18 protein-coding genes and 2 tRNA genes are annotated in these 20619 nt (G+C 46.9%); 13 read left to right on the forward strand and 7 right to left on the reverse strand.

Features of this window, described 5'->3' with window-relative positions; translation table 11 throughout:
- Positions 1 to 64 precede the first annotated feature (64 nt).
- From ACYVF1_RS24165 to ACYVF1_RS24175, 3 genes are all read right to left on the reverse strand, one after another.
- The gene (locus tag ACYVF1_RS24165; protein WP_461083748.1) at positions 65 to 1240 is read right to left on the reverse strand and encodes an acetyl-CoA C-acyltransferase; all 1176 of its coding nucleotides are present in this window, start codon (positions 1238 to 1240) and stop codon (positions 65 to 67) included.
- Positions 1241 to 1325: 85 nt separating this feature from the next.
- Positions 1326 to 2015: a tetratricopeptide repeat protein gene (locus ACYVF1_RS24170; RefSeq protein ID WP_461083750.1), complete on the reverse strand. Its 690-nt coding sequence runs from the start codon at positions 2013 to 2015 to the stop codon at positions 1326 to 1328.
- 199 nt (positions 2016 to 2214) lie between these two features.
- Positions 2215 to 3177: a vWA domain-containing protein gene (locus tag ACYVF1_RS24175; RefSeq protein WP_461083752.1), complete on the reverse strand. Its 963-nt coding sequence runs from the start codon at positions 3175 to 3177 to the stop codon at positions 2215 to 2217.
- Between the two features lie 168 nt (positions 3178 to 3345).
- Between ACYVF1_RS24175 and ACYVF1_RS24180 the strand changes: the two genes are divergently transcribed.
- The 5 genes from ACYVF1_RS24180 to ACYVF1_RS24200 all read left to right on the forward strand — a co-directional run bounded on the left by ACYVF1_RS24180 (position 3346) and on the right by ACYVF1_RS24200 (position 6796).
- Positions 3346 to 3432, forward strand: a tRNA-Ser gene (locus ACYVF1_RS24180).
- 88 nt (positions 3433 to 3520) lie between these two features.
- Positions 3521 to 3594: transfer RNA gene (locus tag ACYVF1_RS24185), tRNA-Pro, on the forward strand.
- A gap of 570 nt (positions 3595 to 4164) precedes the next feature.
- Entirely contained in the window at positions 4165 to 4707 is a 543-nt protein-coding gene (locus tag ACYVF1_RS24190) for a hypothetical protein (protein WP_461083754.1), read from the forward strand.
- Positions 4708 to 4851: 144 nt separating this feature from the next.
- Positions 4852 to 5460 carry an IS3 family transposase gene (locus tag ACYVF1_RS24195; protein WP_461084267.1) on the forward strand — a complete coding sequence of 203 codons (609 nt, stop codon included), beginning with the start codon at positions 4852 to 4854 and terminating at the stop codon, positions 5458 to 5460.
- A gap of 400 nt (positions 5461 to 5860) precedes the next feature.
- Positions 5861 to 6796, forward strand: a complete 936-nt coding sequence (locus ACYVF1_RS24200) for a serine hydrolase domain-containing protein (RefSeq protein ID WP_461084269.1) — start codon at positions 5861 to 5863, stop codon at positions 6794 to 6796.
- A 194-nt stretch (positions 6797 to 6990) separates the two neighbouring features.
- Here the strand turns inward: ACYVF1_RS24200 and ACYVF1_RS24205 are convergent, their stop codons facing one another.
- Positions 6991 to 7392: a hypothetical protein gene (locus tag ACYVF1_RS24205; RefSeq protein WP_461083756.1), complete on the reverse strand. Its 402-nt coding sequence runs from the start codon at positions 7390 to 7392 to the stop codon at positions 6991 to 6993.
- Between the two features lie 175 nt (positions 7393 to 7567).
- A complete protein-coding gene (locus ACYVF1_RS24210; protein WP_461083758.1) occupies positions 7568 to 8770 on the reverse strand; it encodes an FAD-dependent monooxygenase in 1203 nt (400 codons plus the stop codon).
- A 256-nt stretch (positions 8771 to 9026) separates the two neighbouring features.
- On the opposite strand from ACYVF1_RS24210, the gene ACYVF1_RS24215 reads away from it, so the two are divergent.
- Positions 9027 to 9863 carry a hypothetical protein gene (locus ACYVF1_RS24215; protein WP_461083760.1) on the forward strand — a complete coding sequence of 279 codons (837 nt, stop codon included), beginning with the start codon at positions 9027 to 9029 and terminating at the stop codon, positions 9861 to 9863.
- Between the two features lie 137 nt (positions 9864 to 10000).
- Here ACYVF1_RS24215 and ACYVF1_RS24220 read toward each other — a convergent pair whose 3' ends face one another.
- Positions 10001 to 11035, reverse strand: a complete 1035-nt coding sequence (locus ACYVF1_RS24220) for a ligand-binding sensor domain-containing protein (RefSeq protein WP_461083762.1) — start codon at positions 11033 to 11035, stop codon at positions 10001 to 10003.
- A 263-nt stretch (positions 11036 to 11298) separates the two neighbouring features.
- Positions 11299 to 11961, reverse strand: a complete 663-nt coding sequence (locus ACYVF1_RS24225; RefSeq protein ID WP_461083764.1) for a hypothetical protein — start codon at positions 11959 to 11961, stop codon at positions 11299 to 11301.
- Positions 11962 to 12907: 946 nt separating this feature from the next.
- Here ACYVF1_RS24225 and ACYVF1_RS24230 point away from each other — a divergent pair.
- The 7 genes from ACYVF1_RS24230 to ACYVF1_RS24260 all read left to right on the forward strand — a co-directional run bounded on the left by ACYVF1_RS24230 (position 12908) and on the right by ACYVF1_RS24260 (position 20611).
- Positions 12908 to 13912 (forward strand): aldo/keto reductase, encoded by a 1005-nt coding sequence (locus ACYVF1_RS24230; RefSeq protein ID WP_461083766.1) that lies wholly within the window; start codon positions 12908 to 12910, stop codon positions 13910 to 13912.
- Between the two features lie 9 nt (positions 13913 to 13921).
- Positions 13922 to 14812: a helix-turn-helix domain-containing protein gene (locus tag ACYVF1_RS24235; protein ID WP_461083768.1), complete on the forward strand. Its 891-nt coding sequence runs from the start codon at positions 13922 to 13924 to the stop codon at positions 14810 to 14812.
- Positions 14813 to 15268: 456 nt separating this feature from the next.
- Entirely contained in the window at positions 15269 to 15469 is a 201-nt protein-coding gene (locus ACYVF1_RS24240; RefSeq protein ID WP_461083770.1) for a hypothetical protein, read from the forward strand.
- Between the two features lie 169 nt (positions 15470 to 15638).
- Entirely contained in the window at positions 15639 to 17312 is a 1674-nt protein-coding gene (locus tag ACYVF1_RS24245) for an adenylate/guanylate cyclase domain-containing protein (RefSeq protein WP_461083772.1), read from the forward strand.
- Positions 17296 to 19218 (forward strand): cyclic nucleotide-binding and patatin-like phospholipase domain-containing protein, encoded by a 1923-nt coding sequence (locus ACYVF1_RS24250; RefSeq protein WP_461083774.1) that lies wholly within the window; start codon positions 17296 to 17298, stop codon positions 19216 to 19218. The genes ACYVF1_RS24245 and ACYVF1_RS24250 overlap by 17 nt, the downstream gene beginning before the upstream one ends.
- Positions 19219 to 19230: 12 nt before the next feature.
- Positions 19231 to 19839 (forward strand): HD domain-containing protein, encoded by a 609-nt coding sequence (locus tag ACYVF1_RS24255; protein ID WP_461083776.1) that lies wholly within the window; start codon positions 19231 to 19233, stop codon positions 19837 to 19839.
- Positions 19840 to 20263: 424 nt separating this feature from the next.
- The gene (locus ACYVF1_RS24260; RefSeq protein WP_461083778.1) at positions 20264 to 20611 is read left to right on the forward strand and encodes a hypothetical protein; all 348 of its coding nucleotides are present in this window, start codon (positions 20264 to 20266) and stop codon (positions 20609 to 20611) included.
- Positions 20612 to 20619: the final 8 nt, after the last annotated feature.

Genomic DNA, 20619 nt, shown 5'->3' on the forward strand with positions numbered 1-20619 from the left:
TTGCGGACGGTCGGCCGCTGCCGGTTCCACCGCTGGCGGACTGTCCGCTTTACAATAATTTATTCTAGAGTTTTTCAATGACAAGAGCCGATGCACCACCACCACCATTGCAGATGCCCACAGCACCGTAGCGGCCTCCATTTTGCTGCAATACGTTGGTTAACGTAGTAACGATACGTGCGCCCGATGCACCCAGCGGGTGACCAATGGAAACGGCTCCACCAAATGCATTTAGTTTTTCCTGGGGTATGTCAAGAACTTTGCTGAACGCCAGCGGCACCACTGCAAAAGCTTCATTTACCTCAAAAAAATCAATATCAGATGCTTTTAAACCGGCTCGTTCGAGGGCCAGTGGAACTGCTTTTGTGGGAGCGGTTGTAAACCATTCTGGCTCCTGCTCAGCGTCGGCATAAGCCAGAATTCGGGCCAATGGTTTGAGCCCAAGCTCACTAGCTTTACGCTGGCTCATGATTACTAATGCAGAAGCGCCATCGCTGATGGGGGACGAACTGGCAGCCGTAACGGTTCCTTTAGGTGTGAAGGCCGCTTTCAGTGAAGGAATTTTGTCATAAATAACGTTTTTGTATTCTTCATCCTCACTTACAGTAACTATACCTTTACGTCCCGGAACTTCAACAGGGATAATCTCTGCGCCGAACCGTCCACTTTCGGTACTAGCTTCGGCTCGCTTATAAGACTGCACTGTATATGCATCCTGTTGCTCGCGGCTAATGCCATACGTTTGGGCAGTCGTATCCGCAAAAACACCCATTGCGCACTGATCATAGGCATCAACCAACCCGTCGCGAGCGAGACCATCTACGAGTTCGGCGTTGCCATATTTATAGCCAAAACGGGCTTTTGGAACGTAGTAGGGGGTATTTGACATACTTTCCATACCCCCCGCTACCACTACGTCGGCCTGTCCGAGTTGAATAGCCTGCGCTGCCAACATGATGGCCTTAGTACCCGACGCACATACTTTATTGATGGTTGTGCAGGGAATAGTAGCAGGTAACCCCGCTTTAAGGGCGGCCTGCTTAGCGGGCGCCTGCCCAAGGTTGGCCGACACTACGTTCCCCATATAGACTTCCTGCACAAGTTCAGAGGCAACACCAGCGCGATTGAGCGCTCCGCGAATGACCGCTGCCCCTAACTCAATGGCTGATAGAGTGGACAGAGTTCCACCAAAACTACCAATGGGCGTTCGCACCGCCGAAATTATTACCACTTCATTCATAATTCAATCCGTACTTATCAAAATGAATAACGGATAATTCGTACGAAAAACATTATTCATTTTACATTATTACCATTCACTACGTTTACCAGCGATTTCCTTCAGCCGACGGTTTATTTGCCGAGCGTCGGGCCGACCGGGTTAGCGCATACGGTAGATCGTCGCCCCGCATAGCGTCGAGCAACTGCATAGCCTGTTCTTCGTTTAGATTCAGACGCCGGAACCGACGTAACAGTTCATCCTGCCGCTCCGAACGTTCTACCTGCTGCCCACCCGATGGAACGAGTTGGGTAGTTGTCTGTTGTTGCTGATTTTTTTTATTAGACTTAGGTTTCGCTTTTCGACCCGAATAATACTTTTTCACCAACTCAAAATTATAACGGGCTGGTTCGTTTCCCGGATTCTCCAGCAGAGCTTCCTGAAATAGGACGAGGGCTGTGGTACTATCACCTTCCAAACAGGCTAATACGCCTAACTGATGGGCGGCAGACGTTCTTAATTCGGGACTTGCTGACCGGAGCAGGGATTCATATTCCGATCTGGCTTTCTGATACTGCTTTAACTGGAAATAGGTATGCCCCAGATTCAGCCTGACAGCCGGGTCGGCGAGGGAAGAGGTTCTGTTAAGTTTCGTATACAAACCTAATGCTCGCTTGAAATTACCGGTCTGATACGCCTTTTGCGCTTCCTGACGAGCCTTGTTATTTTGTGAAATTTGGTTTGCTGGTAGCAGTTCAGGCAATAAAAACCAGGCAGCAATCAGTAGGTAAAGCATACACTAAAATAACCTGTTATTTATAAAGACTGGTAGTTATATATGGTCAGAGAGCACTTTCCAATGGAGTAAAATCCAATTACAAGGATGATAAATCCGGCAAATAGTGTATCTGCTAACTTCTGACAATACATGACCGTTAAATACTACTAACTCTTTTTAATTTGACCCAAAAATAACTGGAAAGCTTGATATGAACTCACAGTCGGAACGTTCGAATTGTAACAATCAGGTCAAGGGCGAGTAAACCAAAGGCAACCATTAGAAAATAATAATACTTATTAGTCGACACAGCTATTCGGCGCTGATCAATAGAACGCCCTTTTAGATTTCGTACTACGTTAGCTAATTCATTGACATACTGACCATTGGCGTCAGCCTCCAGATAATGACCCCGAGTATCGCGAGCCATATCCTGTAAAAATGAACGGTTAAGCCTCGTACGGACAATCTGCTGATCGTCGTCGCGTACAAAATCGCGCCCATTACGTATGGTAGCACCGGCTTCTGTACCAACGCCAACTGCCAGTACAGATAAACCCTGCGAGCGAAGCTGAGACAGCAAAGTTCGTTCGCAGGGGGAAAAATTTTCACCGTCGCTGAAAACGATAATTGATTTTACACTAAGTCGGGCTGACGGATCGATGAAAAGCTTCTGTCGAGCTAATTCAAGCGCACTACATAAATCGGCTCCTCCCGAAGGCGATGCATTAGTACGTACCTCCCGGATAAATTGTTTCAACGCATCGTGATCGGCCGTAAGAGGTGATAAAACGAATGGGGAGTTTGCAGCCAGAATCAAACCAAACCGATTGGTAGGTAACGTATCGCAGAGTTGCTGGATATCGTATTTGATACGTTCTAAACGGGTTGGCACTACGTCGCCCGCATTCATTGATCGCGAAATATCAACGACCAGAAACGTATCACGGTCGGTCGTAACGAGATCTCCTTCGGCCTCACCAAACGAGGGGCCCAGCAAAGCAATAATTAGTAAAACCAAATAACTTCCTCGGAGAAAAAATTTAGGAATTACCCCCCAAGCTGGCGTATTCAGCTGTGCGGCCAGACGAAAAGTACGCCAAACGTAGAGCGTATAAAGGCCAACGAACAAGCCAATAAAAATAAATTCGATACGTGTAAACGAATACAGCCAGGTCATACTGAGCAGGTATTGGACTGATGCTGAGCCAGAAAAGACTGACTATGATGTACACCAGAAAGGGCGAAATTAATGATTCTAAAAAGATTTTTCAGGTAGTCTCTTGCTGAAAACGTTGAATACATCTATCTTTGTGTCCCAATCGTTCGGGAAGAGCAGATTGGCTTCGGAGAGATGCCTGAGAGGCCGAAAGGAACAGTTTGCTAAACTGTCGTACTGGTAACGGTACCGAGGGTTCGAATCCCTCTCTCTCCGCAGGAAGAATAAAGTTATTGGGTTATATAGTTGTAAAGTGGGCTAAAGTATGAGTAACTTTACATCTTCTAACTTTAAAATTCCTCATCGGGGTGTAGCGTAGCCCGGTATCGCGCCTGCTTTGGGAGCAGGAGGTCGTAGGTTCGAATCCTGCCACCCCGACACTGAAAATCAGCCAGTTAGCTTAATCGCTGACTGGCTTTTTTCATTTGGTTTACACAACGGATCAAGTACAAAAGTTGTGGAGGGCGTTGTATTTACAGCTTATTCGTTTGTCAGTTTATCAAACGTCTATAGAAGATGAATAAAAACAGCGGCTGTTCAAAAAAATCGCACCTAAACTGATGTAGCAATTCTTTGATCTGGCTAGCGTAGGGATTCGCTACTACATTATACTGGGCTTCTTGGGGAGCTTCACTACCTTTTTCATCAAACGGGAGTACCTAGTTAAAAATCCTTTTCAAAATATTGATTAGCTGGGGAACGACGAGTTGGCCGATCCTCGCACTACTCCTTTACGTCGGCTGGTCCTCCCGGCCTGCTGGAAGAGATCAATATGATGTTATAATACATAAATAAGCACTCCGATCAAGTGATCGGGTTACTTATTTATTGTCGTATTGTGAACCGCACTTCAGCACGATCTTTTGCCTGAAGTTTTGTATCACATACTCATCTCTTTTTTCATGTCATGTCCTAGAATAGGTTTACAGCCCACAATTGAGCTGTAACATGAACAAACGACAAAAGGCAGTACGAGAATACTTGCTGGGTGGGTGTACTTACCTGCAACTAGAGAAAAAGTATGGCATCAGTAAAGCCACAATAAATCGATGTGTGCTCAAGTATCAAGCACAACAACAAGCTAAACTAAAAGGCGTGGGCTTATCTTCCGATCCCATGAAGCCCAAACCTAATCAACCGCCTAGCGTTGAGCAACTCCAGAAATTTTTGGATCAGGAACAACTACGCAATAAGTTACTGAACGCCATGCTCGATATAGCCGAGGATGAACTGCAAGTCCCGATCCGAAAAAAGTTTGGCCGCATCGGCGGTCCGAACCAAGCGGTCAACAAAGTGAGCCACAGCGAAAAGCGACACAGCCTGTCGGCGTTGTGTGCACTGCCGCTTCGGCGACCGTCCGCGGCTGCGGTCCGATTGGTTACAGCAGGCAGGCCTTTTATCAATTTGAGAAGAATAATAACCAGAATTGCTTTGAGGCCGAGCTGGTTATTCCGCAAGTATTGCTGCATCGCTCGCTGCAACCCCGGCTAGGCACTCGAAAATTACTGGTGCTGATGCAGGATTTTGTCCAAGAACACCAGTTGAAGCTGGGCCGGGATGCGCTGTTTGATTTGCTACGAGCCCATAAGTTATTAGTGAAAAAGCGTCGCCGTAGGATGCAGACGACCTTTTCGAATCACTGGCAGAATCGGACCGCCGAAGCGGAAGTATCCGAATCTAATACGGGAGTATGTACCCAATGTGCCCAACTCGTTATGGGTGAGCGATATAACTTATATATTGGTAGGGGATGGCTTTGCTTACTTAAGTTTGGTGACCGATGCTTATAGCCGAAAAATCGTCGGCTTCTGTGTATCAGAAACGCTAAGTGCGATGGGTAGTCTGAAAGCCTTGTCGATGGCCTTGAAAGACTGCCAAGACACGGATGGATTGATTCACCATAGTGACCGGGGCGTGCAATATTGTTGCCTGGAGTATGTGAGTCTTATAAAGAATAATAACATCCAGATCAGCATGACGCAGAGCGGAGATCCATTGGAAAACGCGATCGCCGAACGGGTGAATGGTATCTTAAAAGAGGAGCTGTTAGCTGATCACTATCCTACCTTGGCTATAGCCAAAAAAGGGATTGCCCAGGCTGTCCTAATCTATAATTCATTACGGCCTCATAGCAGTTGTGACATGCTGACCCCACAGCAAGCTCATCAGCAAAAGGGCGATTTGCGAAAACGCTGGAAGAATTACTATAAGAAAGGGGAAGTAGAGCTAGAAGTTGCCAGCTGACTTTTAGTTGAGATACTGTAAACGGATAGTAGGACTATAAGCATGAACTACTAAATTCACTCCGAAACTGTAAACTTATTTTAGGACGCCACAGAGAATGTGAGACGGCAATTTGAGATTATAAGGTATATTCAGTAACAGTCTGGTTAAGAAATCGCAAGTAATCCCAGAAAACGGGCCTTTTAAGAAACTCTATAGAAGGCTTTGAATAAAGGAAAAATATCAAAACATTTACAATTCTGGCGTTGAGCCTTAACTGCTTATTATGATACGGATTCTACTCGCTTTATTACTAATAACTCCTTTTTCATCATTGGCCTCAACTACACAACAAGACAGTATTGATGTCTTTGTCGCTAACCAAATGAAGCAGCAAGGAATTTCTGGGCTGTCAATATGAATTGTAAAAAATGGCAAAGTGATTAAAGCTAAAGGGTATGGACAGGCCAATATTGAATTGAACGTTTCTACATCAGAAAAAACTGTTTATAAGATAGCCTCAATCAGCAAACAATTTGTGGCAGTCGGCATCATGAAATTAGTTCAGGAAGGTAGATTAAAAACATCCGACCCGGTGACAAAATTCATAAAGGATGCACCTGTACAATGGAATTCTATTACAATTCGTCATTTACTTAATCATACATCCGGATTGCCGGTAGAACCTCCGGGCTTTGACAGAATGAAAGAGCAAGCAGATTCTGTTTATATCAAGAATGCCGTTAATGATAGTTTGACTTTCCCCACAGGTTCGAAATACGAGTATAGTAATTTTGGCTATTTTATATTGGCAGATATAATTAGAGTCGCTTCCCATCTATCTTTTCCTGAATACATGAAAAAACATGTTTTTGGTGAATGTGACTTGAGCAGTACTACAACAACATCGGTGGAAGCAATAATTTCGAACAGAGCGGCTGGTTATACAAAAAACGCTAACAACTCTATATTAAATGCACCAAACTATATTGCACTACGCCCTAGTGGAGCTTTCCTGTCCAACATAAATGATTTATTGAAATGGGAAATGGTGATGCAGAATAACAAATTGCTTACACAAAAAAATTGGAATCAGATGTGGGGTGATACGATTAAAACTCCTCTTACAATGGATAGTGAAGCAATGTATTATGGTTATGGCTGGATGACGAATCAAGAAAACGGGAAGCAATTAGTACATCACGGAGGTTCACTGCCTGGCTTCAAGTCTGTATATTTTCGCTATATCCACGATAAAACAGCAATAATTATTTTAACAAATTCTGAGAATGCAGATGCCTATGGAATTGCATTTGGCGTAGGGAATTTATTGCAAACGTCAGGCAAACAAAAATAAAAACAGCAGCTAACAAAATATCTATTGGCAATAGATAGCCCAGTAGGAAGGAGAGTGGGTAGCTTGTTTGGTGACAGTCCGCTCGTCTGCAGGGGGCTGTCACCAAACAAGTGAAGGTTGAAGTTGTAGGCCTTTATAGCTTCGTCTCACTATTCCCTCCCATGTGAGACAAAGCAATTTTTAAATATCCACTTCTACGATTCAGAAGATTCCTTCTCCAGGTTCTTCATTAGAATCCAGCGCGTATAAAGAAAACCGTACAAGCCTCCAAGAAGTGGGTAAACACCCCCCATAGTGGTAATCTGTTCCGGTCTGTAGAAACGTTGTGAGCCAGCTATAAAAAACAGAATGGAAGCAATCAAAGCACCGGTGATAATGTAGACCCAAGCGGCTTGGTTAGTTCGTTGTAAGGGAAAAGCAATCAGTTCAAAAATGACGGCAAACAAAACGTAATAGCCAATATCCCCTATGCCCAAAATCATAACGGTATAATACAGCCAAGCCATAGACCCACCTAATCCAGGTAAGAAGCTGCGAGCAATACCATCGGCTACACAGCAGATTAAGATAATGCCTACCGTCTTGAAGAAGCGCATATGTTCTTATTCAAACCCTTGATTGTATAGACGTATATAATCTCTTTTGGAGACTCTCGGCTAACCCTCCCACCTGAGATGAAACGTGGTCTCTTGCTTAAATAGAAATAGGCCAACAATGAAGGACAGCATAATACCAACATTCGACCTGCCCGACGACAACAAACTATCGTTACTAATAGTCAGGCAGGTCGATGCCTTCGTTTTCTTCTTCGCCATGGTCTGAACTAAATAAGCTAACCACCTTCTGAACCGGTTTGCTGGCCACAAGCCCAGCCACTGTATTGAGCACCGCAACGCCGAATTTCGTTTCCGGATACACCATCCTGGGGGTGCCTGGTGGCAGTTTCTGCACCTCCTCTACGTAAGGGCGCTTCCGCTTTTCGTAAGCAGCAAAGGCGTCCTCGTACCGCTCATGGCGAGACAGTTCACCGGCCAGCACGTAAGCTCCCACGATGGCTAGAGTCGTGCCTTTTCCACTGATGGGCGTGGGGCAATACGCTGCGTCACCAATCATCGCGACCCGCCTGGCTGACCAGCGCGGAGCTTTAATCTGACCGGCTTTGTCGAGGTACAGTTCATCCGTTTCGTCGATGGCTTGACGGATGCGGTCGGCTTCCCAGCCCGCACCGGCCAGTTTGGTCTTTAATATACTTTTCTGCTCGTCGGTCTGGCGTCTCTCGTGGGTTGCCCTGTCATCTTCCAGAAAGGCTACCGACGCCCGAATCGTGCCCTTATTGTCGGGGCGCAGCATGAGCACCCGGCGGTCGACGGCGGTGTACCAGCGCCACCAGTCATTGTCATTCTCCTGCTGGGGGATGGTCATGTAGGCGATATACAGACCCAGCGATTTGAACTGGGGCTCATCGCCAAACATAAGCTGCCGGGTCGTAGACCGAACCCCATCGGCCGCAATGACCAAATGGAAGGTTTCGGTTTTGCCGCTGGCGAAGGTTACGGATACCTCGTCGGGGTGCTGCTCCAGGGCCGTGATCGAATCGCCAAAGCGGTAATCGACGTGTTCCTTCGAGCAATCATAAAGAATTCTAACCAGGTCGCCCCGAAGAATTTCCAGTTCACGAGTTCCGGTGAGCGATGCCTCTTTAGGAAACTCACCCGCCACCTGGCCATCCTGGCCGATAATCTGCAAACCGGCTTCGGTGGTATTTTGGGCCAGAATAGCGGCCTCGATGCCCATTCTTCGGACTACCTTCCGGGCCGGGCCATTGACGTCGATGTTCTGCCCACCCAGGCGCAAGGCTGGTGCCCGTTCGACAACGGTAACGTGAAAGCCATATTGATTCAACCAGTAAGCCATTGTAGGGCCAGCGATGCTGGCGCCCGCAATAAGAATTCTTTTTTGTTTATATCTAGTCATAGTCATGCACACAGTTGATCAACTCTGCCTACTCAACTGGAAAACTGTGTATAAGTTGGTGAACTCTTGTTTTGGTCTCAATCACGATCTGTTTGACTAAAAGAGCAAATTAAAATTCTCTCACAAAATGCTCCTTATTCGACAAAATCTGCTTAAAAATAATTTCTCATTTTAGCTTATAGTGACTTACTTTTTGGCTCCTCATCCGATTTACCCGCTGTAAGCTTATAAGTTGAACTATTTTTACTCTTCTCATATGAAAACCAACTACACTGCCTGGCTTAGCATTTTAGCGCTGTTGATCACCCTGACAGCCTGCCAGGATCATCGCATTCCAACCAATCCACAATTTCGCATCAAGAAGGTCATTAAACAGCGTGTCCAACCGAGTTCGCAGGAATCCTCAACTCATATCTATAGCTATGATGACCAAGGTAAATTAGCCATGATTGTCACCGCTTATAGCATGCGGGCTCGTGGGGGCAACGACGATGTGTACTTTTCATCCGTCTTTAATTATGGTGCCAATGGGAAATTAACGAGCCTTGACTATAAATCCACCCCAGGAAGACCGGCGGTTTATAACCCTTCCCGCTATGACTATGAGTATGATGTAACTGGCAATGCGACTCGTATAGAATTTGCCTTTACAACTTCTGATACGGCTTATAATCGGTCATACCGAAGAACCTATAACTTAGAATATAACGAGGCTAAATTACCCGTTAAAATAACGGAAATTGATGATAAGTTTAATGAGGGAGTCATAAGCGAATACACCTATGAAAATGGAAACGTAGTCAACATAAAAAGGAGTACTTTCGACTACTCGGGCAAGATTACAAGCTCGAATACTTATACGTACAACTTTGATGATAAGCCTAATCCCTTTTATGGTTTATTCATTGGGGCACCCGATCCTCGTATCTTTAGTGATTATTACACATTTAAATACTATACTTTCACACAAAGCAACACCTTCAATAAAAACAATTTCCTTGAACCTGGACTGCGGTATGAATACGATTCAAAGGGGCACTTAATCAAAATAGTAGGGAGTCCAACCACCACATTTGAGTATGAAATGTACTGAAGTTATCAATTTCAAATCTGAGGGAAGGTTAGGCGATAAGTGTTGTTGTTTCACAAAAACCCTCCTACGTGAGACGAACGAGCGTTCATGTATCTGCTTCATAAATTGGGGCGTATTAGGAAACAGCGAGACATCCTTTAGTTAATCTCTTTCTTCTTAAAGTCGGTAATGCTCTTTCCATCATACCGATACGCCCCACCTGAACCAAACCAAATACTACCATCAGTAGCCTCTAAAATCCCAAATAGCATGGTTTTCGTATCCTCAGAGTCTAATTCTACTTCGGTTTCCCTGGGATTTCTATTGGATAAAGTTTCGCCATCATACCGAAAAAGTGACCAGCCCCAGTTCGATTGTGAACTCGTCCAGATGACTCCTTTTTTATCTTCGTAAACACACGCAACACCACGCTCACTGAAATTGGTAAAGCCACTGCCGTCATAGCGCCAAAGACCATACACCCCACCCAGCCAGATAGCCCCTTTTTTATCTTCGAGGATCATACGAACATTGATAAACGGGATGCCCTCATGAGTGAGAACGGTAAAGGTTTTTCCATCATACAGGTAGGCATGGCCCCTGGTGGCAAACCAGAATTTGCCGGTTTTATCTTCAATAATCGAATTAACATCATTATCAGCCTTCAGGAAGTACCTTTCGTCCGGTGTTAAATGTAGCCCTTCATTCAGCTTATAAGTTCGAAAGGATTTCCCATCGTACCGGCTGGCTCCTTCTCCCGTACCGAACCAAATAGTACCGGCTTTATCTTCGTAAATATCCAAAACCTGATCACTGGCAAGCCCTTGTTTGGTGGTAAAATGCTGAAAGGATTTCCCATCATAATAATAGACCCCTTCGCCAACGGTACTAAACCAAAAATTTCCTTTTCGATCTTCTAACACCGAAAAAAAATGGGCTGAACTCACTTGACTGGTCACATTGGTAAACGATTTTCTATCGTATCGATACACCCCACCAAATGTTGCGATCCAAATATTTCCCTTTCGATCTTGCTTGATGGTACGGGTGATATGGCTAGGTCCATAGGGTGAACTTACGGGTTTGGATTGGGCCCTGATTGTGTCTTTTGGCAGGTCAGTTTTGGTGAGTGCTTTACTGGACGAGTAACCAGCCACCAACAAGACTAATGCATATAGGGGTACGTACTTCATCCGTATTTCGTTTAATGGCCCAATGAAGTTGACAAGCCTTGTTGATTTTGTAATGCCTTTTAGTTAAGGGGCTGTGAATGAGTGCTAAAGAAAGATAAAGGCAACCTTTACTTACTCTAAGTCTTTTTTGTCCGTGTGCAGTGTGGTCTATACAACTGTCTTCTATTAACGCTCTTATGTGAGACGAAGCAGCGTTCATGTGTATGCTCTATAAATGGGGCGATATAAGAGATTGTTCATTTCTTATATCGCCCCATTTAACATTAGCCTGCTTGTCCGAAAAAGTACATTAGCGTACCAATGCCCAAAATCAATAATACCCAACTTGCAATCGTCCGAACCTGAGGTATGGGGCCACTCATCAACACGCTTTTGCCAAGGGGTAACAGGGCTACGCAAAGACTAGCTGTGGCTAAGACCGATACGAATGAAGCCCCTTTAAGTACCCCTAGCATTAAAGCCGACATCAGACCTAAGCCAATTGAGCCAACTAAACTTAGCACGCCTGATCGATACGTTCCAATCGCGAGGATTATCCAGCCAAACATGATGGCAGCCGACAAGCTGGAAATGATGTGGAAAGCACCATACGAGTCGGCGACGGCCTTAGTAGCCAGTTGCAGGTTTTGCACCTTCACTAATTGAAAGGCTAGATGATTGATGCCATAGTGGAAGGTACGAGCGAATAAGCCCAACATCACCAACGTCCCTCCCCAGAGTGCCCAAGCGGGTTGTCTCTGCCCAACCAATTTGACTAAGGTGACAATGGCTGGCCACAAGAGGATATTGCCAGCCAGAAAAAGATTATAAGCCGTGGTGACTTGAGTTGGGAGTCGGTTAAAGGCTTTGAGTTGTTGGGGAAAGAAGAACTCAAATTGGAGGAGTAGCAGTTGGGAAAGCACTAGAAGGAGTGGTGCAAGTATCATGGCAACTCCTCCCATCCAACGGCCAGGGAACCAAAATGTCGTTGATTCGAGAGACTTAATCTGGGACATCATATTGTCTTTTTTTGGATAATTATATTATAATACAAGGTATTATGTAATACATACTACATGAGTGGTTTTGTCCGTATTTCAACGGTAATTGCTGATTCCCCTGAGACTCCAATCAAATCAAGCGTTATTTATTCTCAGCAAACCCTCCTACGTGCGATAAATGTTTGCTCATGTATATGCTCCAAAAATGGGGCGTGTCCATTGCACAACGCAACTTGTAAGCATTGAGTCAGTTGTTTATGTTTAACTATAGCAGGCAAACAGCAACTCTCCCCTGTATCAGCTACGCTTTCCCTGCTCGGTAAGGTGGTACCATCCACTAATTTTTACCACAGATTGAAGCACGACCTTGATCTGTCATTGCTCTATGAGCTCATTGCTCCCTATTATGGCAAATGCAGTCACCAGTCGATTGATTCCGTGCTGTTTCGCTCCGGCGACCCGGTTCAAGCTCATGCTGGTCGAGCATCTGCAAAATCTGTCCTCGGATTGAGGGATCGGGCCCTTATTCGCCACTGCCAGCTGCGGCTAGACATCCTGTTTTTTCTGGATCACGCACTGGATCAGCCCCTACCTTTGCACTGCACCCTCTTACGCACTCGCCACCGCTTACCTGACGAGGTCTTTGATCGCACAGGCGTCCTTTTTGTGTCATTTAATCTAGGGCTATGAAAGCGCTTGAGGTTGTGCAACAGCCACGCCCGAATTATAGATATTCAAATCGCTCTCCGTCTCACTTGGGAGCAATTTGGGAAGACACTGGTTTTTTTATATTTGTCCAACTTAATCAGTAGCATACGCTGATTCTTGATTTGCTGAACTTATTCGGGGATTTGCAAACATCTCGGTCGTGATCGCTTCCGATCTTTGTGCTATGGAAAACAAACAAATAGCATTGGGAAGCCAGGGTTTACTAGTACCCAATATCGGTTTAGGTTGTATGGGCATGACTGGTTTTCAGGATGGCCATATGTATGGCCCTGCCGATGAACAGGAAGCAATCGCCACGATACACCGTTCCCTTGAACTAGGCGGTAATTTTTTGGATACAGCCGATCTTTACGGGCCTTTTGAGAATGAACGCTTGATCGCTAAGGCTATCGCCGGCAAACGGAATCAGTTTACTATTGCCTCTAAGTTCGGCTGGGAGATTAATGATCAGGATGAGGTGACCTGGAAGATCAACGGCCAGAAAGACTATGTCAAGAGATCGATAGAGCGCTCACTAAAAAATCTCAATACCGACCATATCGAACTGTATTATATGCACCGACTGGACAAAAATACGCCGATCGAAGAGACGGTGAGTGCGATGAGCGAATTGGTCAAAGAAGGCAAGATCAGCTATATCGGTCTGTCGGAGGTATCCTCAGAAACAGTAAAACGTGCGCATGCAGTACATCCAATTACTGCCGTCCAAAGTGAGTATTCTTTATTTGAACGGACGGTCGAAGAACGGGGCGTGCTAAGAACGTTGCGGGAATTGGGTATCGGCTTGGTGGCCTATTCTCCTTTAGGGAGGGGTTTTCTATCCGGTAAGATCAAAAGCATCGACGACCTGCCTGAAAATGATTTCCGCAGGGCCATCCCAAGATTCCAGGGCGAACAGTTCCAGAAAAACATCAGGTTAGTCGAAGCGATCGAAGCGATGGCCAAGGCCAAACACGTCACCCCTTCTCAGCTTGCGCTAGCCTGGATCATCGCGAAGGATATTTTGCCTATACCCGGCACTAAGCGCCGTAAATACCTGGAACAAAATATGGCCGCTATACAGATTGAGATGAGTGATGCCGATATGGCCCAACTGGAAAGCATCGTGCCCTTGGGTACGGATACCGGCGCGCCTTATGATGAATTCAGTATGGGCTTAATTGATTAATTTTATAGCATGAATGCCATTCCATCACTATCAGAATTTCATAGACTGCTATCCTTACCGGAACCTAAGCACCCACTGGTAAGTGTGATCAACCTCTCGGAAAGCGTGTTCCTGGAAGATGATATCTGGAAGGGGTTTGTCAACCGTTTTTATTGCATGGCTTTGAAACGGGAGGCCAAAGGCAAGATCCGCTACGGGCAGCAACACTATGATTACGATAAAGGCGTACTGAGTTTCACCGCACCCAACCAGGTGCAGCATCTCGACCTAGAGCAAATGGAATGCGGCTCAGGTTACCTACTGACCTTTCATCCTGATTTATTGTTAGGCCATCGTTTGAGCGGTACAATAGGTAACTACGGCTTTTTTGATTATGCGGTCAATGAAGCGCTGCATCTTTCTGCTGATGAAGAAAATGACCTGATCTCGATCCTGCAAAAGATCAATAAAGAGTGTGTACATATTGATAAGCATACGCAGGAGATCATCCTCAACCAGATCGAGCTTTTCCTGAATTATTCGGTGCGCTTTTATGAAAGGCAGTTCATTACCCGTAAAAACAACAATCACCAGTTATTAACCCGATTTGAGCAGTTGCTGGATGAGCACTTTAAGCAGTCCACCATCAGCGAACTGCTAACGGTACAGAAAGTAGCCGAGCGTATGAATCTGTCACCCAATTACCTGAGTGACCTGCTCCGCGTTCACACCGGTCAGAATACCCAGCAACATATACACGAGAAACTGATCGTGAAGGCCAAAGAAAGGCTTTCTACGACCAGTTTCTCTATTAGCGAGATCGCTTATGCTTTGGGCTTCGAGCATCCACAGTCGTTCAGTACATTGTTCAAAAAAAAGACAGATCTTTCCCCATTGGAATTCCGGGCGTCGTTCAATTGACCTATCGTCGATCCTAACCTGCAAACCATCGGCGAGATAGTTCTATATCACCTTACAAGTAAGACTATTAATTTTTCAGAGACGGGTCTACACACGTAGCACATGTAAACCTCCAGTATCTGGATTTAAAATATAATAGTGCTTATACTCCGTTTCTTTCACTTTGATTTCTCAGCGGATACTGCCATTCTTCAGCGATTGGAAAGTATCGTAGATAATTAGCCATTTAGGCAACTCTAACTTCCAAGTGAGAGATACATTATCAATGGGTAGTGACTTTCCATTGATTGTTATGAAAAAGGATTTATTGTTTCCTTTGACGGTATCAGGCATAGTAAATCTTCCATCTTTAATGGGGAAAATTAGTGTGCCACTGACGGTCTTCAGCAAGACACGGCGATTTCGTCTAAGTTTCCTGATTTTATTATTTTTTACGTATTCGACTTCAATAGTGGTATGTTGACAATAAGCTTTAGTGTACGTCGTCAACCAAACGTAGCGTCAGCGGACGTAACATCGGCCAACGTATTGCTGATTATCGACGACAACGCTGATATCCGGACGTATATACGTAGCATCTTCGGAGTTGATGAAGTATTGACCACATTAATCTTGTCTCTGCTTCGCTACGTTTTCCCAATGAAGCTGGATGTTTAAACAGCCATTCTTCTCGATCATAATTACACATCATCAACCGTCAAAGAACACCTAAATCCGTAAAAATTCAGGGTTTTTGGCCCTGATGTAACACCAGTGGTAAAGAATGCAACGTGAGTGTTAGTAACTCGATGAAACCGTACGGAGCTTTGAGTAAACAAAAACGGTTATGCCAGACGCTCTTCTTTACTGCATTGATTCATGCAAAAAAATAATCGATTATCCCGGTCATCACGTAGCGAGAGCAGGCTACTTTCCCAGCCGAAGTCAGCAAACGCCCGGCGCTCGGATCCGGCTAATTCAATTCGTTATAGTGGTTGTGTTACTGATTGGCCTACCCGCTTCGCTATGGGCGCAGGAGACTCCTCGTCCGTCATCACGCTGGGCCAATGAACTGGCTCGCCAAACCGACAGCACGCGTAAAGCAGAAATACTGCTGTTTATGGCTAAAGACATGGAGGCAGGCGCTCCAGCCGAGGCACTCATCTATGCACAACAGGCATTCGATCTCGGTGAGCGGCTCAAGGCATCTAAAGTAACCGGACTGGCAGCCCTGCAACTCTCGAAAATTCATACCATACTAGGTAATAAAGCCAAAGCCCGGCGTTTTCGAAAACGGTCCGAAGAAATGCTTCGTTCGGTAGACATGATGGCTGAATTGAATCGGCTTGAAACGCAAAAATCGCAGGCCGAAGAAACGGCACAGGCCAACGCCAACGCAGCTGCTGAATCGCAGCAAGCCGTGAACCAACTCAGCACCGAAGCGCAGCAAAAACAGGAAATCCTGACCCGGCAAGGCAAGCAGATCCGTTCGCAGGGGCAATTGATTGGGGAAAAAAATCAGCTGATTGGGCAGAAAGATCAGGTGATCGGGCAGAAGAATCAATTGATCGGGCAAAAAGATTCGATGCTAACGAAACGGGAACTCTTACTACGATTTCAGGTGGATCAGATCAAAATTCTTGAGCAGGATAAAGCACTGAAAGCCGCTGAAGTTGAACAGGAACGGACGGTTCGGAATGCCTTGCTGGTGGGCGCAGTTTTACTTCTGCTACTGGCCGGACTACTCTGGCGGCTTATTGCCAATAAGCAACGTACCAACCGGGAACTGGCCCAGAAAAACACCCAACTCGATCTGGCCCGCCAACGCTCCGACGAACTGCTGTTGAACATACTGCCGGGCGAACTGGTGGACGAACTGAAAGTGAAAGGCATCACCCGGACGCGCCACCACGACGAGGTAACAATCATGTTCACTGACTTCCGCGACTTCACCAAAATCAGTGAGCAGCTTTCCCCCGTCGATCTGGTTCAGGAAATAGACTACTGTTTCCGGCACTTCGATCACATCATTGGGAAATACCCAAGCCTCGAAAAAATCAAAACCATTGGAGATGCCTATCTGTGTGCGGGTGGACTACCAGCCGCGCATCCTAACCACGCCCACGAGATTGTGGCGGCTGCCCTCGAAATTCGGGACTTTATTGGCGAACTTGAAAAACAACGCGCCCGCGAAGGCAAGGTTGCCTTTCAGATCAGGATTGGTATTCATACCGGACCGGTCATAGCCGGGGTGGTTGGAGCCACCAAATTCGCCTATGATATCTGGGGCGATACCGTTAACACGGCCGCCCGGCTCGAATCGGCCAGCGAACCAGGACAGATCAATATTTCTGGAGCTACCTACGAACGGGTACGTACTCAGTTCTCGTGTCGGCACCGGGGCGAGATAGCCACGAAAAATAAAGCCAACATGAGTATGTACTTCGTCGACAGTCTACAAACTGCGCCAGGCTATCTGTTAAATCACCAACCTGAAAACTCCTATGCGACTCACAACTGAACCTCTAGCCAATACGTATCAGAAAGAACAGCTATTAACGAATCTGCATCGCATTTTCGGTGAGTTCGATACAACCATGTTGAGCCTGCTCGAGCCAATGCTGGAGTGGGTGGAAATCAGGGGGGGCGAAGTTCTTTTTCGACAACACGAAATAGGCGACTCGCTGTATTTCGTAATAAGTGGTCGGCTGCAGGCTTACGTAACCGATGATCAGGGCAACCATCTGGTAATTGGTGAAATTATTCGGGGCGAAACGGCGGGTGAAATGGCTATTTTTACCGGTGATCCACGTAGCGCAACGATTGTGGCCCTCCGCGACAGTGTGTTGGTAAAACTCTCGCAAAGTGCCTTTGAACAGATTATTGCGGCCTATCCAGCCGTGTCGATGAACGTTACCAAACTCATCATTAACCGGCTTCGCACCTCGCAGGGTCAGCGAAAAGTGACCAAAAGGCCGGTCAACATCTGTGTGCTGGCTTTACACGAAAATGCATCAGAATCCAGCGGTCAGGCTGCCCGGTTTGTCAGCGAACTGGTGCCCCAGTTGGGTCGGAAAGGGTCGACTTTTGTCGTATCGAGCGTCGAAATAGACAACTACTTTTACCAGCCCGACTTCGCCCAGTCCGACAAAAATACCCCGATGGCGTACCGGCAATTAACCCAGTGGCTCGACGATCAGGAGTCGCAGCACGAGTTCATGCTATACGTAGCAGACGCATGCCCGACGACCCCCTCGGGCCATGAACTGATTTTGTCAGAATGGACGCGCCGGTGTCTGCGTCAGGCCGATGAAATACTGCTGCTGGCTGATGCCCGGCAGGTACCCGATCTGACCCGCGTCGAAACCCAGTATCTGGTGAACGAGTTACGAACGGGGATTCCTCACACGCTCATCTTCCTGCATCCCACCGATACCGCCCATCCGCGCAATACCGCCGACTGGCTGGCGCTACGTCCGGCGGTGAAATCGCATTATCACATTCGCCCTGCTCTGACCCGCGATATGGCCCGGCTCGCCCGGATTCTGAGTGGTACGGCTATTGGGCTGGTTTTGGCGGGAGGGGGCGCCAAAGGGTTTGCCCATATCGGTGTGTTGCGGGCTCTGCAAGAGTGGGAGATTCCCCTTGATTTTGTGGGGGGAACAAGCGTCGGGGGGCTGGTAGCGGCTACGTTCTCCTTCGACGAAGCCATTGATCAGACCACCAAACACCTTCGAAAGGCGGCCCATTTCAACCCCACCAAAGACTATAATCTGCTACCTTTTATTTCGCTCATCCGGGGCCGACGTATCGAGCAGATGATTCAGACCTGTATCGCCGACTTTACGGGCAACGACAACCCCAGCATTGAAGATAGCTGGCTGACCTTCTTTACGTTGTCGAGCAATTATACCCAGGCCCGTGAAGAAGTGCATACCCGAGGGTCAATGATCAAATACCTGCGGGCTACATCGGCCATTCCTGGCGTATTTCCGCCGGTTATCGATGGCAACGATCTGCTGGTGGATGGTGGTACGTTTAACAACTTCCCCGCCGACGTTATGAGTCGGTTGGGGGTGGGTAAAGTAATTGGGGTTGACCTGAGTATCGATAAGCCCCGAAAACTAAATATGGAGCAGATTCCCAGCCCCTCGGCTATGTTGCGGGATCGGTTCCGGCCTACACGGCAGCGCAAATACCGCCTGCCCTCGCTAATGTCAATTATGCTCAATGCCACCTTGTTATACAGTAGCGCCCGGCGTAACGAAAACATTCGGCATACTGATCTGTATTTCAATCCCGATGTCAGTCGCTACGGTATCATGAACTGGTCGTCTTACGATGACATCGTGCAGAAAGGCTACGAACACGCTTTAGAAATCCTAAACCAATTAACGCCCGACGAATTAGCTCAATTGCGGTCATAAGCGATCGAACTCATGCAGACTCACCTCGCCTGTCAGTACATCTTGAATGAACTGGCGGCTCATTTGCCAGCCCGGCTCACCTACCATGCCGTTCAGCATACCCACGACGTAGTGCAGCAGGCCGACCGGATTGCCCACGCCGAAGGCATCATCGATGATGAGCTACTGGCTTTGTTGCGCACGGCAGCTTGTTATCACGATGCAGGTTTCCTGCACGTATATGCCGATCACGAAGCCGAAAGTTGCCGAATAGCCGCGCAGCACCTGCCGCTATTTGGCTATTCGGCTGGGCAGATTGCGCTGGTTTGCCAACTTATCCGGGCAACACGGCTTCCGCAGAAGCCCGCTACGTTGCTGGAAGCTGTGCTGTGCGATGCGGACCTGGACTACCTGGGACGCGACGATTATTGGCCTATCAGTCAATTGCTGTTTTCGGAATGGCTGGCCTTTGGTTTCTTGCCGAAACCTGATCAGTGGCTTTCGATTCAACGTTCGTTTCTGACGAGTCACCGGTATTTCACCACTACGAATCAGCAACTGCGTGAAACGGGCAAACAGCAGACATTAGCCGCTCTTGAAGCACAGCAAGGCGTTTTTCATTGGCAACCTGCAGCCGACTAAGTCGGCAGGACATGAATTTTCGGGATTTTTTGACCGATGCGACGGGGGGGGAGAATGCAACAATAATGTTTGTGAGCGAGCGAACAGGATTCGTACTTACCGGAACATTTTCAGTTTAGTCATCACCTCTCTTTTACCAACGTTCATTATGAACCATTTTCTACTTTCAGCGCGTATACACAAGTCTACGCACAGAATCAGATTGTGTCAGGATGTTTAAAGCTCGACTAGGAGCTATTTTTCAGGCGGCCTGGTGCATCGGTTCTATCTTTGGTTTCCATTATTGGGTCTACTTCGGGAGAGCTAGACTGCCCTTACCCAGGCCCCCTCGCTGCTTTGCTAGAAAATCCTAGGTGGAACGAGCTCAGAGCTAGCATATGCTATTACGGCCAACGCCAATGGAGATTTTGTGGTAGCAGGCCAAATGAACTCTACCACCGCTAGTGGAGATGTGACTAACATTCATGAAGGTACTAACTGGTGGGTGGTCCGGATCAGCAGTCTGGGTGCTCTCGTCTGGCAGAAAGCCCTGGGCGGAACGAACCTTGATCTGGCCACAGCTCTCACGGCAATTTTCGATGGGTGGTATGGGGTGGCGGGCTATACAATCTCTACAAATGGAGATGTGAGGAGTAATAATGTACGGTATGATTACCGAGTGGTCAAACTGCAAAGTACAGCTCCCCCGTTACGGTCACCAATCTTTTGGCTAGTCCCAATTCCGTCTGTGTCGGTAGTCCGATTCCTTCACCAACGTAACGGGGGCATATAACTATACGC

This window comes from Spirosoma flavus (genome assembly GCF_054778555.1).

Bases quoted from the DNA above. Each gene is read 5' to 3' on its own strand.
- ACYVF1_RS24220 (WP_461083762.1), bottom strand. From the start codon at position 11,035: ATGAAGTACGTACCCCTATATGCATTAGTCTTGTTGGTGGCTGGTTAC.
- ACYVF1_RS24210 (WP_461083758.1), bottom strand. From the start codon at position 8,770: ATGACTAGATATAAACAAAAAAGAATTCTTATTGCGGGCGCCAGCATC.
- ACYVF1_RS24215 (WP_461083760.1), top strand. From the start codon at position 9,027: ATGAAAACCAACTACACTGCCTGGCTTAGCATTTTAGCGCTGTTGATC.
- ACYVF1_RS24230 (WP_461083766.1), top strand. From the start codon at position 12,908: ATGGAAAACAAACAAATAGCATTGGGAAGCCAGGGTTTACTAGTACCC.
- ACYVF1_RS24205 (WP_461083756.1), bottom strand. From the start codon at position 7,392: ATGCGCTTCTTCAAGACGGTAGGCATTATCTTAATCTGCTGTGTAGCC.
- ACYVF1_RS24175 (WP_461083752.1), bottom strand. From the start codon at position 3,177: ATGACCTGGCTGTATTCGTTTACACGTATCGAATTTATTTTTATTGGC.
- ACYVF1_RS24190 (WP_461083754.1), top strand. From the start codon at position 4,165: ATGAACAAACGACAAAAGGCAGTACGAGAATACTTGCTGGGTGGGTGT.
- ACYVF1_RS24240 (WP_461083770.1), top strand. From the start codon at position 15,269: ATGTTGACAATAAGCTTTAGTGTACGTCGTCAACCAAACGTAGCGTCA.
- ACYVF1_RS24255 (WP_461083776.1), top strand. From the start codon at position 19,231: ATGCAGACTCACCTCGCCTGTCAGTACATCTTGAATGAACTGGCGGCT.
- ACYVF1_RS24225 (WP_461083764.1), bottom strand. From the start codon at position 11,961: ATGATACTTGCACCACTCCTTCTAGTGCTTTCCCAACTGCTACTCCTC.
- ACYVF1_RS24170 (WP_461083750.1), bottom strand. From the start codon at position 2,015: ATGCTTTACCTACTGATTGCTGCCTGGTTTTTATTGCCTGAACTGCTA.
- ACYVF1_RS24260 (WP_461083778.1), top strand. From the start codon at position 20,264: ATGAACTCTACCACCGCTAGTGGAGATGTGACTAACATTCATGAAGGT.
- ACYVF1_RS24165 (WP_461083748.1), bottom strand. From the start codon at position 1,240: ATGAATGAAGTGGTAATAATTTCGGCGGTGCGAACGCCCATTGGTAGT.
- ACYVF1_RS24250 (WP_461083774.1), top strand. From the start codon at position 17,296: ATGCGACTCACAACTGAACCTCTAGCCAATACGTATCAGAAAGAACAG.
- ACYVF1_RS24235 (WP_461083768.1), top strand. From the start codon at position 13,922: ATGAATGCCATTCCATCACTATCAGAATTTCATAGACTGCTATCCTTA.
- ACYVF1_RS24245 (WP_461083772.1), top strand. From the start codon at position 15,639: ATGCCAGACGCTCTTCTTTACTGCATTGATTCATGCAAAAAAATAATC.